This is a genomic window from Desulfobaccales bacterium (assembly GCA_041648175.1).
Taxonomy (GTDB): Bacteria; Desulfobacterota; Desulfobaccia; order Desulfobaccales; family 0-14-0-80-60-11; genus 0-14-0-80-60-11.
Genome location: JBAZPO010000003.1, coordinates 80,901 through 97,341, shown reverse-complemented (window position 1 = coordinate 97,341; position 16,441 = coordinate 80,901). Strand labels below are relative to the sequence as shown.

Sequence of the window (16,441 nt, the reverse complement as noted above, 5' to 3'; positions counted from 1 at the left end):
TGGTTGTCCATGGTGCCAAAAGTGCATATCACCGGTTGGAAGTGGGACCGGAAAGTGGCCCGGACGAAAAAGTGCTCCCGGCGAAAGAAATTACGAAACCTAAAATTGTAAGTAGTTGATAATTAATACGGAAGTGCGAGGTTCACTGGTGGGGCCCCCGGACTTCAAATCCGGTGTACCGTCTGAATAAGGCGGTAGGTGGGTTCGATTCCCATGCACTTCCGCCAACGGTTGCGAGTTTGGAGGTCAATATTTTTGGCCTCCTTTTTCTTTGGTGAGTGGCTAGGTGAGTAGGTCAGAGTAGGGCACCCTGGCCCAGATAACCCGGCGCCAACAAGTCCGGTTCGGAGACCGCATGCCCACTCTTTTGTTAAAAAGGACGCTTATTCCGGATGAACCAGTTTTATTTACCGTTAGAAATCGAGCCTTAGCCAACCACTGGATTCGAGCCTTCCCTTTCCGAGCTCTATAAGTGTGTGGGACGCTAGCCGGGCGCCTCCGAAAAAACCCGCTATTCTCCCCTGGTAGCCGTTGATTTTGGAAGAAGAATCAGTAATACTCAAGGCCACATGAGTTGAGTGCCGGCATAGCTCAGTGGTAGAGCAGCTGATTCGTAATCAGCAGGCCGGGGGTTCGACCCCCCCTGCCGGCTCCAGTGATATCAAGGGGTTAGGCCAATCGGTTTAACCTTTGCTTTTTCCTGTGTGAGACTCTGTGTGAGACTTTCTTCCGGAAGAGCGTCCTGGGTAGCCATTTCGAACATTTCCATCGCTTCCCGCTCGGCCTCACCGATTGAGTGCAAGTAGATCTCGGTGGTGGTCCGGTTCTCATGGCCCAGAATCCGCTGGATGGAGCCGATGGGTACATTGGCCCGCTCCAAAATCGAGGCTCCGAAATGGCGCAAAGCGTGGAAGCCGAAGTGCCTCACCCCCGCCCGTTGACATAGGGTGGCCATGAGGTCCTTGCGGTGTTGGTAGGGACCTTCCACGAACCTCCCGGCTTTGCTGCTCCAGTGCCGCCCCCAAAAAACCCAGGGCTTGGTCTTATCACGGTTCTTATACCTTACACCGAGCAAGCTGTAGAGCCTAGTGGTCATGGGGATTTTCCTGGGGGTCAAGTGGCCACCTTTTTTCTTCCGGGTATAGAGCACCACAATTCTATGCTCGAAATCCACATCATCCCAAACCAGCCTGTTGATTTCGCCCATTCTTGCCATGGTCTCTTTGATGGCCACCAGATAGTCCTGAGTATCTGGATTTGCTGCTAACAATACCTTGGCCACATCTTCCTTGGTGGGAACCTACTTTATCTTCTAATCCACCGGCATAAATTCCAATCCCTGGGTAGGGTTGGTCTTAACCAACCCCTGCTTGATCCCAAAGTTGAATAGGGCTCGAAGATACCGCAGCTCCTTGTTGGCGGTAAAGGCCGCCACCCTGGCCCGCTTTATTAGATAAGCTTGGACTATCTGAAGGGTGATTTCACCGCACCTAAGTTTCCGCCACCCCTTAACCAGCTTCCGAGCCGTATAGATGTGGTCCACATAATATTTTTGTGATTTATACGCCCGCACATAATCCAATCTTAAGTTAAGCAGCTCCAAGAATCCCATGTCGGTTGGAGTTTGCTCCGCCATCGAATCCTCCACTTGTGGCACAGGCTGCGGGTTCTTCAACTCCTGCCTCTTTCTTGCCTCTGCCTCCTTTGCTTCTTTTTTGGTTTTGAACCAGGCCTCCGTGTGCCTGGTCCCCTTCTGGGTGAAGCCGTATCTCCACCCCTTCCCCTTTACTGAATATACGCTCATGAAGTTCCTCCTTAGAAGGGAACAGGATAGAACCCCCGAGCTTCACGCCGCCCAATATCTGCCAGTGCTTATAAACCCAGCTCTGACTTTCCCTGTAAAGCCTCAGGCAAATTCCGTTCCAAGCAAAAAAACATGTCCGACCGATCGTGTTCAGATCTTTAAAGAAGGGGTTTCAGCTATGCGGGATTGTTTGCATTCGCAAAAAATAATGAAAACTCTGAGGGAATATGCTGAGACTGATATGCAGTTTAAGCGAGACCTAAAAAAGCTTCGGAAACAAATTCACGAAATTTACGAATCTTAACTCCATGAAAAGTTTGCGACACGTGTCGCAAAGATTAAAAAGCCGTGAATGGATCGCATGCTCGGCCTACCGTGCTCTTGGTGGAGACAGGTCGAGCATGCTCTGATCCTGCGTCTTGTGTGGCAAATGGCAGCATTATGCAACCCAACTCTCTCTAAAAGGGGTTCATTTCCGTTTCCACCTTAATACACTCAGGTCGCAGTCCAGATGACCACAGAATCTTTACTGCACCGGATTGGGCCGACATCTTCTGTCCTAATGCCACAGGGTGCATCGCTTCGAAAGTTTTAGCCGTAATGTCCATAGGAGCGGTACCCCTTAGTGTCTGACAAGGGGTTCGGGGGACATCGCTCGAATACTTAAGCCGAAGCCTTCATCTGGTCCTCAGCCTTTTCTGGGTGGAGAGGTATACATCGATTTTAAAGACAACATAGGTCGTTGCTATGAGACTATCTGTTCGTTGGCTATCGTTTAACTAAATAACATGCTTCATAAAGGAGACCCATCATGTCATATGTCATGCCGCCGAAAACTTTTCAAAGGAACATCATCCGAACCTCCCTAAACGGGATCAGAGAAATCCGGCCAATCATTCATCGGTCAAGATTATTCATAAAGCAATGCAGCTTTGGCGAAGTTGAAGAGCGTCTTGGTAAGATCCGAGTCCTCTCTCCGCAACAAAGTGTCATGTACCTTAAACGAGAACCAGGCTATCGACAAGTCGGCTTTCTCCAGCGAGAATTAGGGGTGTTAACGGTTTATTTCAACCCTAAAGAAGCTTGGTTCCCCAAGTTTCGGTTCCACACATCCCAATCTAGCCAAGTAGCCCTTATGGGCTTATATGATGAATTCCCTGGCTTTCCTGAACTCAAAGTCAGTTCCTTGGAGTATGCGATTGACTTCTTCTGTCATTCGCATGAATCCTTGAATCACCTTTTCTACCTCTTGAGGCGCTATATGTTTTTCCCTTATGCCCATGAAACCCTAATGCGCGGAGATGAATTCTTGGGCTGGAATGAGCCCAGGAAATACAATACCGTTTATCACGTTGATATGGGTATAAATCATGCGAAAATTTATGAACGTGGAAATGACGACAAGGGCCTAAAGGGACGTAGCGGGTGGCTGCATAAAAAAGTAAATCGGGTGCGGTTGGAGTTCACCTTTGGAAGGCCATTTTTGGTCCGCAAAGACCTCACTGACCTACACTCGTTAGTAAATGACGCTAAATTTCACCAGCTGTGCTCCCCCAGAATTTATTTCAAGAATTTTAAAGCCTCCAGCCCATTTCCCAAAGACTGGGAAAACTACACCGCTACAAATAAGGATGGCAACATCGAGTGTCTCATGGAAGAGTTTTTTAAAGCAAAAAGGGACGCCCAATTTGAGAACCCAATGCAGTACCTTGAAGATAACGAAGTGCTTGATTCATTGAAAAAAAATATTCTCTATGAGCTCCGTAAATTTGATAATGATTGGAGGCAAGCTTATGATGACAATTACCTGCCACAGCTATAATATATATAGAATGTATATATATTATGATATTAAATCAGCTATCTGATTGAGATTGCTTGCAATGCCATTGTAAAGCAGCCTTCTTTACACAAACCACCATTCCTGTTAACTTGGTGATTTTGCCACTATTGGGTTTCGTGGTTGTTACAACCACATCTCCGGCTGGCTGACTTACCATTTACCAAATACCTCTTTTTTTCACGCTGCTCATGTCAATCAAAGGCTGAAGTTACTTGCTCTAAGGTTTCTTTGGTCAGTTAACTTAAGAACCATTCTTGTGACTTCGGAGTTTCATGGGTTATCAGGCTACCCGGATTTTTACGGGCGTCTTGACCAAACGACACAAGCCAGAAATTTCCATATCACACGGCAATGGTTGCAGACTTAGCCACTCGCCATGCGAACAAGGGTTTCTCCTTTAACAATTTCCCATTATTCAGAAAATAACCGCTCCACGTAACGCCTACATGATTTGAATGCTGGCGCTTCCCGGGCCAATGCCGTTGTGCCGTTGATTTGCCTGGTAGGTAACCCCCTTTTTTTCCTTCTAATCGACTTTTTCCTGCCTTTTTCGGAGTCAAGTAAATGAATTTGTGCCGTTTGAAGGGGTACGCGAACGATGCATTTATCTTCAATATAGGGGTGACCTATGAGCGCCAGGGGCAGAAGGTCCTTCTGTTTCCGCCGGTTGAAAGTACCATGTGGGTCGAATGGCCAATTAAGAGACCTAAAGGGGACTATTTTGTTTATTATCACTACGTATCCCTCATGATTCAGCCAGGTCAAGAAACCAATGACCTAAACTTGGTCGTTGTTGCACGAATTGCGGATAGCCCCAAGAAGTTCGTGCGGGAAATTTTTAAGGAACGTCATCGAGCGGGGTGGGAGTTCAACGACATGCATGAGAGGGTGGATGAATGGGAGGAGGAGGAATCCGATCACGGAGAAATCTATTCGGACAGAGGACTAGCAGGCTGATGAAAAACCAACGTAATTAAGCTGTATCTCCTGCTTCAGGAGGCCTTCGGTACCCTTATGATGGGCAACTTTGTTGATAAATCTGGGTCGCTTACTCCTTCGGTTACGGGTTGCCGGGAGTATTATCGCCTTCCCGGGGTCCTTTTCGGTTCAAGGAGCAACCGCTGCCGCCAGGTTGCGTATTCGCACCAGGTTGTAAGCGGCGGCGGTGAGGGTGAACATCCAGCCCACCCGTTCGATGCCTCGGTGCCGGGTTTTCCTGAGGTTGCCGACGCTCTTGATCCAGCCAAAGATTTCCTCCACCCGTTTCCGCAGCCTTTGACTGATGGCATAACCCGGATGGTGAGTGGTCCGGGCGTCAATGGCAGACTTCCTGCCCGTGCAATTTTGGGCCACATGCGGCACGGCATTAAGGGTACGCAGAGCTTGGACAAACTCCCGAGTATCATAAGCTTTATCACCGCCCACGGTAATGCGATGTCTGCCGCACAGGTCGCCGACCAAGCGCTCTGCCGTGTCCCGTTCGGCGGTGCCGGTAGCCGCCGTGAGACGGGGAGCGATGATCAGGCCGTGGCGGTTCTCCATCAATACATGCCCCATGAAGCAGAGCTTGGCCTCCTTGCCTTTGCCCTTGCGGAAAAGCCGCGCTTCCGGATCAGTGGCGGAGGCATGCGTTTGGTTCAAGCGGCGTTCACCATGAAAATCCACTTCCGGGTTGCGGCCGGAGCCGGCATCGGGAGGCGGGGTGTCCTTAGGCCGGAAACTCTTCAGTGAAGCCCAGGCCTCAATCAGGGTGCCATACACGGTGAAATGCTCGTCCGACAGCAATCCGGCTATCGCGGCCTGCTCTTTGATGCGCCCGAAAAAGGCCGCGGCCAAGTCCGAACGGAGAAAGCGGTCCCGATTCTTGGAGAAGACGGAATGATCCCAGACCTTGTCATCCATGGACAGGCCCACGAACCAGCGAAACAGGAGATTGTAATCCAACTGCTCCATCAAAAGTCGTTCGCTGCGGATGGTATAAAGGACCTGGAGCAACAAGGCGCGTAGCAGCTTTTCCGGGGCGATGGAAGGGCGACCCTCCCGGGAATACATAGTCTGGAACTCCCCGGACAGTTCGGCCAAGGCTTGATTCACCATGTTCCGGATGGGCCGGAGGGGATGATCCTGGGGCACTCGACCTTCGGGGGAAAGATAGCTGAACATGGCTTGCTGCTGCACATCGTCACCGCGCATAACCGCTGCCTCCCAGATAACATATTGTTATCATTAACTATAGCACCTAACTATCCTTATAGACAGCGATTTTTTTGGGGCTCTTAAAAAAGAGTTTTTCATCATCCTGTTAGGTCGGTACCGCTCCCGTCCCTTTTGAAGGTAAAATTTACAATATTGGTCCGTTCTTAAATGCATATATGATAACCATATGGAATGCCGATCTTTTCAATTCAAGCGGCGTATAGAGAGCAGATACTTGCTAATTTTCACTTTATGATGAACTTAATAGAGTAATGGGAATATTAAAAGAAATCCTGGTGCCGATTCCTTTTTGGCTACAAATTTTCAAGGTCCCCCCCAACATTCGCACCCGTTCCTCCATAGCCGTCAGGCCCAATCCCCGTTTGGCAACGTCCAAGGCCCTGACTTGCTCCAGGTCAAATCCCTTACCGTTATCTTCCACAGAAAAAGAGACTTTATCGTTCTCGTTTTTCAAGCTTACCGCAACCCGGCTTGCCTGGGCGTACTTGCCGATGTTGGTGAGAGATTCCTGAAATATCCGATAGATGATAATCTGGGCCTGTGAGGATAACAGATTTCCGAGGTCATCCAAGTCCAGAGAAAACTCAATGTTATGGAGGGCCCCGAACTCCTCAAGCAAGCGTTTCAGGGCGAAAATCAGACCCAGATCGTCCAAGACGTCTGGCCTCAAATCCCGGGAGAACCGCCGCACATTATTGACGATCTCGTCTATAAAGCTGGTTTGTAAAACCAGTTCCTGTTTCTGTTCCGTCAAGTTCGCAGGCATCGCTCTTTCAATCGCCCGCAAATGCATTTTCAAAACCATCAAGGATTGACCCAGGTCGTCGTGCAAGTCCCGGGAGATCCTCTGGCGCTCCCGTTCCTGGGCGGTGAGGAGTTGGCTGGCCAGGTAGCGCATGTTCTGCTCGGATTCCCGCAGTTTTTTCTCGGCCCGTTTATGTTCAGTGATATCGAAAAATACACCTTTGACATAATCTACCTTGCCGGTGTCATCGCAGTAAATCTGTCCCCTGTCTTGAATCCAGCGGATCTCTTCGTCTTTCCGCCTGATGCGGTACTCCCGCACATAAGACTTGTCGCCCTTGAGGGCCTCGATAAAAAATCTTCGGGCCTCAGCACGGTCTTCCGGTAGGATCAGACCACCCCATTTGAGTTTCCGAGAATCGAACTCTTCTTTAAGGTAACCGGTGAGTGCTTCCACTTTCCGGTCAAAGAGATCGATGCTGCAATCAGCATAACCTTGATAAACCACCGCCGGGATTTGATTAACCAGCAGCCGGTATTTCTCTTCACTCTTTTTTAGGGCCCCCTCGGCCTGGCGCCGCTCGGTGATGTCCCGCACCAGGGCCAGCCTGAGGCGGCGCCCCCCATAGTAAAAATTGTCGGCCCGCACTTCCACCGGGAAAGTTGAACCGTCTTTACGCCGGTGAGCCCCGAAGATCGTCAGCGGCCCGACTTCCTGCTGCCAGTTCCGGATCAAGTCTTCGGAAGGGTTTTCCACTTCGAGATCTAACACCGACAGGCTCAGAAGTTCTTCACGAGTATAGCCGAGGCTATCGCAAGCCCGTTGGTTAACCTCGATGATCCTCCCCTGATCATGCAGGAAAAAACCATCAGCGGCCTGCTCAATCAACTGTCGGAACCTGCCCTCGCTATCCTGCAGCTTTTCTTCGGCGCGTTTCTGCTCGGTGATATCGATCCCCAATATCAAGACCAAGGGAGAACCATCAATGTCAGCGAAGGGATAGCTGTTCACCTGCAGGATCTTGCCATTGGGCAGGGTATCCTCAAACCTTTGGGGAATTTTGGTTTCAAAAACCCGGGCAGCATGGCAATCCTCACAGGGATTTTCTCTGCCATAAATCAACTGGTAACAATGGCCCTCAATTTTTCCCCCGAAATCCTCCCAGAAGGTGCGGTTGCCAAAACGGATGGTATAATCCGGAGCCACCAGATGGACCCCTACCGGCAGGCCATCAAGCAGGGAATATAACCTCTGCCGCTCGGACTGCAAAGCTCCTTCGGCCCGCTCCAGCTGCTCTAATCGTGACCGCAGTTCCTCATTTACTTGGGCCAATTCCGTGGTTCGGTCCGCCACCTTGCGTTCCAGGTCGTCGTGCGCCTGATTGAGAGACTCCTCTGCCTCCTTGCGAGCCGTAATGTCTTCTATAAATCCTTCATAATAAAGAATGGCCCCCTGCTCGTCTTTCACGGTGCGAGCTTTGATGGAAATCCAGATTAGGCTTTTGTCTTTCCGATAAGCCTGATGCTCGAACCCCGGAACTTTCCCAAATTCCTCCATCAACCTTTTGAATCTGGCGCGCCGGCCAGGATCCACATAAATTTGGTGGTCGATATCTGTGATGCTAGTCAGCACTTCTACCGGAGAGTTGTACCCGAAAATTTTTGCAAAGGCAGGATTAACGCAAATCAGGCGTCCATCAGGGCTACTCCGGAAGATGCCTTCCACGGCGTTTTCGAAAATACTGCGATAATCCTCTTCGGCATGACGCAAGGCCTCTTCCATCTCCTTGCGCTCGGTAATGTCTTGGATCATGCCCATCTTAGATATACTGCCATCACTGTGTCTGATAGGGGAATTGACTATATAATACCAACGGTTATCTTTGGGGCTAAGCATTTCCCATCGAACAGTTTCCCCCTGGAAAACCCGATCATTAACGCACCAAGGGCAGATTTCCTCTCGATCGTGGAGGGCTTTGTAACATTTTTGTCCAATGGCATAGTTGCCCGTACGGTCGATGAAACGCCGGTTCATAAACTCGATTTCATAGTCTTGGGAGCAGATGTAGACCAGCCCGTCGAACGCTTCGATAATCGCCGCATATTGGGCCGATAAATCTCGCCAGGCATTCATCAGTCTCTCGCCTCTGGCCGCTGATTCTAATTCATCAATTTCTTGGGTTTTTTGGGCTAATTTATTCGTGCTCGGGTCCAGTTTGCTAACTCTTGAATTCATTATTCGCCTTTTAGGTGATGGCCCTCAAACTTGACAGCAGGAGGAGTGGATAGCAGGTTTGCAGAAGCGGGGGCATATTAAAAATAAGTTTATGAGAATTATACAAAAAATTCTAATCCAGATCAACGGTCCTTGCGGGAGATGAAAAGGACCTTTTAAAATTTTTTCGCGGTTGGATGATATAACAATATCTATGAAAAGAGCTTCTGAATATCGGACAGTTTCTGATTCTGCTGTAAGAAAATTGCTTACGTGGAAGGGGCGCGGCGAACAGGAAAGATCGGTGGTCGACCAGAGGTCAAGCTATCTCCTATGTGCAAAGTCAAGATTGATAGGGTAGTGTGATATATCCGCTCAGAATCCAAGCTAGTCTCCTATTCGTGGTTCCCCGCTTAAGTGGGACCGCTCCATATCTTGCCATTGGCGACAATTATCACCTGGAAGAGAAATTTCCATCTATGATCAGCATATAGAAATGCGTCCGCTGTAAGGCCTATTTTCAGACTCTATCGCGTTGCGGCAAGTACAAGCCCCATAATTTTTATCCCCCTCCGCAGTCAACAAGCCCATAAGGCTGCTAAAAATCTATCTCAAGCGTCATTCTCCCAGCCATTTTCTTCAGAGTTATCTCCCAAGAGTAAGATCAGGATATCATTTTACCATCACTCAGGCTAATAGTAGTTACTGTCATATTAGCGCAATTAAATGCCATAGTTGGTCGGTCAAGACAGTTACGCAATCAATCTTATTTGACTTCACAAGCTGTTTGTGCTACACTTACGACTATTACACAGCACAACCAGGCCTCAAAGCGCAGTGTTTAGATAGTAAAATAAATCATTTTAGCTCACCAAAGGCTATTTGATGAAGTCTTTGTTGAAGATACACCCGAAATACAAGCTATTCTTGGTCAAATGATCAGTGGTAAGCCTCACCACAAGTCTATCAAGCTTTATCAATACTTGCTGGGATCGTTTTTGTTTACCGGGGGTGGGGACCAGTCTAACTTAGGCTACTACGCTAAGCAGCGGGTCAAACCGACCTTTAACCGGGTTAAGCGAGCCCTCAAAGCCGCTCAGTGTCTGAAATTAGCCACTTTTGAAGCGTTCAAGGGGTGCGGGTACCAAAAGACCACAAAAAAGTGCGATGAACCCGCCTTCCTGAGTACCTGCCCACTCCCAACTTTCGACATGAAACGGGGGTCGCTGAACCACATGGCCTTCTCTCTGTATTCATTCTTGCGGGATGTGACTGGAGGGGACTTTTCACGTATGTGACGGAGCATTTTGGGCAAGACCAACTGGCTGCTGGGGTCATCAATGAGCTCCTCCAAAGCTTCATCAAGAAAGTCACTACAATTGCCAACGTCGGCCCGAAGCTGGCTCACATGGCCCTGTCCAGCCTGTTTTTGTCTCGCTACCCTGGCTGGGACTATCGCCAGGTGGGGCTGCACATGATTGCCGTCGACAGTCTGGTGCACAACTTCCTTCACCGGACCGGTATTTTGGACTGTTACCAACTCGACCATGCCTATGGACCCCGGTGCCACACGGAAAAGGGGTGTTTGGGGGTGATACATGACTTGGCCAGCCGCATTGACTGCCGGGAGTTTAACCCCAACCTTCCAGCCCACTTCCCCCGATTCGTCCAGTACCACATATGGGCCTATTGCGCCAAAGACGCCGAAAACATATGCAATGGCAACAAGTGCAAGCCTGGCAAGCCGAACCCGGCATGCGTCCTCCACCTGCAGCACTTGTGCGGCAAGTTCCCGCCCCAAAAGCCAGCCAATCAACCTGCGGACCCATACTTATTTCCGTGACCCACGCGAAGAAGAGGAAAACGCCCATGTCAACGTTTGAAGCCCACTGCCAGGAGTCCATCCTGCGGTTTGGACAGGCGTTCGAGGCAGTCCACCGGTGGCTAGACGAATTTGCCGGAAAGCCGCCTTATGGGATGCGTCACCGCCGGGTCCGGCACCATAAGGCTGGCATGGGGGAAGCCAAGGCCCTGTTTGGTGACATAGCTGGCGAAGTGGCCCGGCACCACATCATTTCCGACCTAAAGGAAGAAGGCTGGACCGAGAACGATCCTTTTCCCCGGGATGAGCAGCACTATGTGAAAATGGGCCTATTTTGAACCGAGTGACCCAGGAACAACAAGGAAGGCCTATGGACAGCGAACGTGAACTCAAGTGTTTGGCGGCAGTATGGGCTCTCAGGGGCATTCTCACCCCGGAAGGGTTCAAAGATTTTAAGGTGGATGACGGGTTGGTCTTTTGGGACAAAGAAGACTTGGAGGAGCTACTGGATTATGTCAAAGCTAAGGAGACGCCGGCGACGGTAAAGCTCCTGGCGGCCAACTCCCGCAACATCATAGAAAAAGGCATGGAGGCGGTCAGTCTGACCCGGAATGGGGTGTTTTTTAAAAACCTGGCGCGGCTGGGAGATTTGCTGAAGCTGAATGAAGCCGAACTGGACGTCCTTTTGTTTGCCATGCTTTTCCGGGAGGAGCCCGGTCTGCGGCAACCCCTCCACGAACTTTCGTATTGCGGAATCCAAGCATTTTTTGACCACTTGGCCCGCATTCTGAAGGTGCCCCGAGGCAGAGCTTCGAAAGGTGGTGCGCAAAGACGGCACCCTCGCCACTGCTGGCATTCTCCAAGTGTTTAAAGGCACCCACGCCTCTTTTGATCTGGAGCCGTTGGAAGGCCTCTACCAAGCCTTAGGGAAGCCGGAAGGTGGGGTTGAGGGGATACTGTCGACATATTTTACCAAGTCTCCCGCGCCAAGCCTGTCAATGAAGGATTTTGCCCACTATCCCAATCTCAGCCTTTTGGTCCGATATGTCCGCCAGGCCTTGAAACGGCGGGAACCGGGGACCAACGTTTTGCTGTATGGCTCCCCTGGTACCGGCAAGACCGAATTGGCCAGGACCCTCGCCCAGCATGTCAAGGCCCGCCTGTTTGAAGTGAGCACCGCAGACGACGACGGCGAGGCTTTACCAGGAACCCAGCGGTTGCGGGGTTACCTCCTCAGCCAACGAGTGCTGGCTCATGCCCCCGGCTGTCTTTTGCTGTTTGACGAAATTGATGACGTCTTTCCCTGGCCCGATTTCTCACTATTTCGGGACATCCCCCATGACAACTCCCGGAAGGGTTGGACCAACCGCCTCTTGGAAACCAATCCGGTCCCGGCAATTTGGATTTGTAACAGACTGGACGGGATTGACCAGGCCCATGTCCGCCGGTTCGACTTAATCATCGAAGTCCCGGTGCCGCCTCTCCGGGCCCGAGAGAAAATGCTCGCAACCAGGCTGGGCGGCTTGAAGGTTGATACAGGCCGCCTTCGGACTCTGGCCGCAAACGTTCACCTCGCCCCCGCCCACATTGACAAAGCCGCTAAAGTAGCCCAGTATTGCCAGCCCAGGAACCCGGAAGACACCGGCAAAATCCTCAAAACCGTCATTGACAACGCCCACAAAGCGCTGAACTTGAGGCAGGGGAAAGGGTTTGGCCAACCGTTGGACTCTTCCTACAGCCTCGCCCATGTCAACGCTGACCAAGACTTGCAGGGGTTGGTCACCTGCTGCCGGCGTTCTCCCGCGGTACGACTCTTCCTTTATGGGGCGCCGGGGAGCGGTAAGACGGCTTTTGTCCAGTACTTGGGGCAAGTATTAGGGAAACCGGTGCTGCTCAGAACCGCTTCGGACCTGCTTCGGCCGTATGTCGGCCAAACCGAAAGGGAAATTGCCGGCATGTTCGCGAAGGCTGAAAACCAAGCCGCGATTCTCTTTGTCGATGAGGTCGACGGGTTCTTTCAGGACCGTGAGCAGGCCCACCACTCGTGGGAAGTGACCCTGGTTAATGAGTTTTTGGGGGAGCTTGAACGGTTTGGCGGGACCTTTTTCGGCGCCACCAATCTCAAATAGACCCTGGACTTGGCGGTGTTCCGGCGGTTTGATTTCAAAGTGAAGTTTGATTACCTGAAACCGGGGCAGGCATGGCTATTGTTCAAGGCCATGGCGAAGGATTTGAACGCTCTTCTACCCCTTTCGAAGTCGGGCAGTTGCAGGCAAGACTGGCCCGCCTGCATCATTTAACGCCCGGGGATTTCGCCGTCATGAAGCGCAAATCTCTAATGCATGAGAAAAAACCTAATGCCGAACAACTCCTCTCCTGGCTGAAACAGGAAGTTGCTGCCAAACCCGGTCTTAGAAAGGGTCTGGTCGGCTTTTGAAGTCAGCATATTTGGTCTGGCCATTTCTATCAAAATTTCACATGCTTGTTTTTAGAATTCCCGTTCTTATATTTATACTTATCTATGTCACACGGTATGAAGGCCAATTTCGACACCTTCCACCTCAGGAACCTTCACAAAGGCTAACTGAGCCTCTGGTAGCGTGACAGTCAATACCAGAGATTCCCGGTCTGTCATTGAAAAGTAGGAAGAACTGTAGTATTAATGGGAAACTATAAAGGCTTCCAGCGCAACTATCCTTGAGATCATGGTGTCACCAAGCCTTTATTATTATTATAAAGGGTTCGTGACACTATTGCTGGATTCCCGAGTTTGAAGCATGACCAGCAAGGACTTGAAAGGTAGCTACCAAACAAGGCCTCTTGGTTTATCAATGAATACTCAAGGAGTATGTACCATGCCCAGCGAAATTCTCAATTTAACGGCGCAGATCGTCATATCCCATGCCCCCAAAGAATTGGTGGCGACAATTAAAGCAGTCCATGATGTTTTGGTATCATTGGATAAAGAGGATAAAGTTGAAGTTCCGGAAACCAAACCTTCAGCCAAACTTCAGCGAAAACCTCGAAAAGTCAAAATGAAAGAATCACCTGAGGCCAAAGCAGTTGAAAATGAGGAAGGATTACCTGTTGGAGACCCCGATTATATGGAGTTTATGGAAAGCCGAGAGGGGTAAACGGCACCAGGTACCGTCTCAACCCATTCTGACTTGATTTACCCTATAATCAATGAACCAAAAGGAGATAACTCCATGTCCAGCGAAGTTCTGAAACTAACCACAGAGATTGTGGTTTCCCATGTTTCCTTAACCGAACTGACCCCTGAGCAATTGGTGCAAGAAATCAAAGAAGTCTACAATGTCTTGGCTTCTCTGTATGGCGGTGGAATTTTAGAGGAGCCGGTTTCTAAAAAAGCTGAAGAAGCTGGCGTTGTAAAACCTTCAATCCCCTTGAAAGATATCGTCAAAGCCAAATATGTGGTCTGCCTGGAATGCGGCAAAAAGCTGAAGACTTTGAAAAGACACCTGCTCAAGTCTCATGGGTTGGTCCCAAAAGAATATTACCAGCGCTATAGCCTAGACCCCAAGAAATTCCCGCTTGTGTGCAAGGACTATTCCGAGCAGCGTAGCAAAATGGCCAAAGATCGGGGATTTGGAAAGAAGTAAAACGGGACGAAGGAAGACGACGGCTTAAGTAACTGTTCAATGAGCTGCTCCTTAAAACAATTGAAAAGTCGAAAAATCGGAGGAGAAAGCTGTGGGAGACAAAGGCAAAAAGGATAAAGATAAGAGGGAAGCCCAAAAGCCTAAGAAAGACAAACAGAAGGGCGATAAAAAAGAAAAGCCCAGCAATAAGTAGCAGGTTAACCCATATGAGGAGCGGGTTACATCAGCCCGCCCCTATCCCCGCACACAGTGGGCATGTTTTGAGACATTACCTTTGCGCTCACTGGTTGGTGACGCTATTTCTTGGCATGAATTGGATTTATCAGTGGATGGCGAAAATGTAGGTATGGAATGGATATGGAACATTTTTGGCAGAGTGATAAGTTTCTGAGCATAGCAGCAATCTGTAATGCTTCGGTTGCAGCGATGGAGCGTAAGCGCCGTCCGCTGCAACCGGTTGTTAACTGGTCGTCTTGGTCACTTGACCTTCTCGATGTCGCCAGGCTTCCAGCTCTTGTCGAGGGCGGCTTCGGTCGGACCATAGAGTCTGAGGACGGCGAAATACGCCTTGCCGGGAACGGTGGCGAGCCAGTTGCCTTCTTTTCCCTGGGGCGCTTTCGGCCCGAGGTAGAGATCCATGCTGCCGTCGGCATTCTGCACCGGATGGTCACGCGAACCCAGCGACGGGAACGGCTGGCCATTGGCGAGACCGGAACCGTTCGCGGCATCGTAGAGGGTCACGGACCAGAAGTTTACAGCGGGAATGTTCGGTGGCAGGTTCAGGCGGTAGTTGCTGTCGCCGGACAAGGGCGTGCCCCGGCTGTCGCTGAAGGCGATCATGTATTTGGCGCCCTTGCCAGGGATCTGGGAAATCATTCCGGGGCTGGTTGAATAGTAATTGGTGAAGTACCAGATGCGGGCGTCGAGGTCCCGATACCCTTCGGGAATTCTCTTGTCGGAGAGGTCGAGCGCCCCACCCGATTTGCCGGGCGTTGTATCAGCCATGGGATTGAGCCAGCGGCGATCCGGATAAACCTGGAACGAGCGGCCACTGACGGTCTCTTGGAAGCCAATAACGCGGCTCATTTTGTAAGCGGTCCTGGCGGCGCGATCGAGGATGTCGCGGGTGTGGGCATCCGGATTGAACGGCTGGCCCTTGACGATGCCGATGGCCGCCAGCATGCCGAGCCAATCGGCATCGGCGAGGTTGGCGCCCTCGCGGTCCACGAGCTGCTTGAGTTGGGTAAAAACGCTGCCGTCGCTGCCGGGCAGCAGGTTCGCCGGGACGCCGGAGGCATCGGGAAAAACCATCGGCTTAGCCGTATCCTTGCCATGCAGCGGATAGATTTTCGACTGTTCCAGCAGCGCCACGGCGGGCGTCAGGTTCTTGGGGTCCTGATAGAACCCGCGCAGGAAGATGAAGACGTTGTTGGTCCCTGACCGGTAAACGTAGTATCCTTCCGGCACTTCGCCCTTATAGTCCGGCGGGAGCAGCAGAAATTTGCCGCCTTGGCCGGCGTCGGGTCCGGCCAGACCTACGTCACCAGCGAACTTGCCGCCATCCACCGGGATGGGATGCTGCCAGAAATCGAGCAGGATGCCCTGCAGTTGCGGCGGGGCTTCGAACACCAACGGGCCGTCCTTGCCCAGGTCAACGTAGCTCATGGCGTAGATGACATCCGAGTTAGGGGTGGTCACCAAGGTCTTGGCATCGATTCGCTTTTTCCAAATAGGCAGCACGTTATAGCCGGCGCCGAAGATCTTTTCCGAGCCGCTCTTCATGCCGAGCGTGTTGATCAAGGGTAAGGCCCAGAGGTAGGTCTGCGCCGCCCGCTGGAAAAGCAATTCGTCCCGTAAGGTTTGCGTGGTCACCTTGGTAGGTCGGCCTGCGGTGAACGGCAGGTTGGCCAATCTATCAAAGCGGGGCTCTTGAGCGAGGGCCGGCTTTGTAAGTCCGCACATTGCCAGTGCGCCGGTAAGTATTGCGCCGATAAGGGTGACCCGGCAGGCAGGGTTCATGGTTCGCCTCCTATGATGCATTTCTTTTCCTTTCCGTGTCGGTCAATTCAACCTCTCGACGCCGGGCGACGTTCAGGTTGGGATTGACCGCGGTTGGCAGCAAGATCAGGCCGGCCAGAGAATACCAAAAATTGTCTTGGGTGGTCACCGCATC

At 51.0% G+C, this 16,441-nt stretch carries 15 protein-coding genes and 2 tRNA genes; 11 read left to right on the top strand and 6 right to left on the bottom strand.

Annotated elements, in window-relative coordinates; genetic code table 11:
• Positions 1-129: 129 nt before the first annotated feature.
• Positions 130-227: transfer RNA gene (locus tag WC600_04010), tRNA-Sec, on the top strand.
• Positions 228-580: 353 nt separating this feature from the next.
• Positions 581-655, top strand: a tRNA-Thr gene (locus WC600_04005).
• Positions 656-661: 6 nt separating this feature from the next.
• On the opposite strand, the gene WC600_04000 is transcribed toward WC600_04005, so the two are convergent.
• Both WC600_04000 and WC600_03995 read right to left on the bottom strand, forming a co-directional pair.
• Positions 662-1,282, bottom strand: coding sequence for a site-specific integrase (locus WC600_04000; protein MFA4901889.1), 621 nt, complete (start codon positions 1,280-1,282; stop codon positions 662-664).
• A 30-nt stretch (positions 1,283-1,312) separates the two neighbouring features.
• A complete protein-coding gene (locus WC600_03995; GenBank protein MFA4901888.1) occupies positions 1,313-1,636 on the bottom strand; it encodes a phage integrase SAM-like domain-containing protein in 324 nt (107 codons plus the stop codon).
• Positions 1,637-2,615: 979 nt separating this feature from the next.
• Here WC600_03995 and WC600_03990 point away from each other — a divergent pair.
• Positions 2,616-3,626 (top strand): hypothetical protein, encoded by a 1,011-nt coding sequence (locus WC600_03990; GenBank protein ID MFA4901887.1) that lies wholly within the window; start codon positions 2,616-2,618, stop codon positions 3,624-3,626.
• A gap of 585 nt (positions 3,627-4,211) precedes the next feature.
• Complete coding sequence (locus WC600_03985) at positions 4,212-4,604, top strand: hypothetical protein (GenBank protein MFA4901886.1); 393 nt, start codon at positions 4,212-4,214, stop codon at positions 4,602-4,604.
• Between the two features lie 150 nt (positions 4,605-4,754).
• Here WC600_03985 and WC600_03980 read toward each other — a convergent pair whose 3' ends face one another.
• Both WC600_03980 and WC600_03975 read right to left on the bottom strand, forming a co-directional pair.
• Complete coding sequence (locus WC600_03980; protein ID MFA4901885.1) at positions 4,755-5,840, bottom strand: IS5 family transposase; 1,086 nt, start codon at positions 5,838-5,840, stop codon at positions 4,755-4,757.
• A 253-nt stretch (positions 5,841-6,093) separates the two neighbouring features.
• Entirely contained in the window at positions 6,094-8,742 is a 2,649-nt protein-coding gene (locus WC600_03975) for a PAS domain S-box protein (GenBank protein MFA4901884.1), read from the bottom strand.
• 1,375 nt (positions 8,743-10,117) lie between these two features.
• On the opposite strand from WC600_03975, the gene WC600_03970 reads away from it, so the two are divergent.
• From WC600_03970 to WC600_03940, 7 genes are all read left to right on the top strand, one after another.
• Positions 10,118-10,666 carry a hypothetical protein gene (locus WC600_03970; GenBank protein ID MFA4901883.1) on the top strand — a complete coding sequence of 183 codons (549 nt, stop codon included), beginning with the start codon at positions 10,118-10,120 and terminating at the stop codon, positions 10,664-10,666.
• Between the two features lie 26 nt (positions 10,667-10,692).
• Positions 10,693-10,983, top strand: a complete 291-nt coding sequence (locus WC600_03965; protein ID MFA4901882.1) for a hypothetical protein — start codon at positions 10,693-10,695, stop codon at positions 10,981-10,983.
• Between the two features lie 32 nt (positions 10,984-11,015).
• Positions 11,016-11,516, top strand: a complete 501-nt coding sequence (locus tag WC600_03960; protein ID MFA4901881.1) for a hypothetical protein — start codon at positions 11,016-11,018, stop codon at positions 11,514-11,516.
• Positions 11,464-12,774: an ATP-binding protein gene (locus tag WC600_03955; GenBank protein MFA4901880.1), complete on the top strand. Its 1,311-nt coding sequence runs from the start codon at positions 11,464-11,466 to the stop codon at positions 12,772-12,774. Before WC600_03960 ends, WC600_03955 begins: the two co-directional genes overlap by 53 nt.
• A 71-nt stretch (positions 12,775-12,845) precedes the next feature.
• Entirely contained in the window at positions 12,846-13,082 is a 237-nt protein-coding gene (locus WC600_03950; GenBank protein ID MFA4901879.1) for a hypothetical protein, read from the top strand.
• Between the two features lie 418 nt (positions 13,083-13,500).
• A complete protein-coding gene (locus WC600_03945) occupies positions 13,501-13,779 on the top strand; it encodes a hypothetical protein (protein ID MFA4901878.1) in 279 nt (92 codons plus the stop codon).
• Positions 13,780-13,854: 75 nt separating this feature from the next.
• Complete coding sequence (locus WC600_03940; GenBank protein ID MFA4901877.1) at positions 13,855-14,268, top strand: MucR family transcriptional regulator; 414 nt, start codon at positions 13,855-13,857, stop codon at positions 14,266-14,268.
• Positions 14,269-14,745: 477 nt separating this feature from the next.
• On the opposite strand, the gene WC600_03935 is transcribed toward WC600_03940, so the two are convergent.
• Positions 14,746-16,287: a DUF1254 domain-containing protein gene (locus WC600_03935; protein ID MFA4901876.1), complete on the bottom strand. Its 1,542-nt coding sequence runs from the start codon at positions 16,285-16,287 to the stop codon at positions 14,746-14,748.
• Between the two features lie 10 nt (positions 16,288-16,297).
• A complete protein-coding gene (locus WC600_03930) occupies positions 16,298-16,435 on the bottom strand; it encodes a hypothetical protein (protein MFA4901875.1) in 138 nt (45 codons plus the stop codon).
• Positions 16,436-16,441 lie beyond the last annotated feature (6 nt).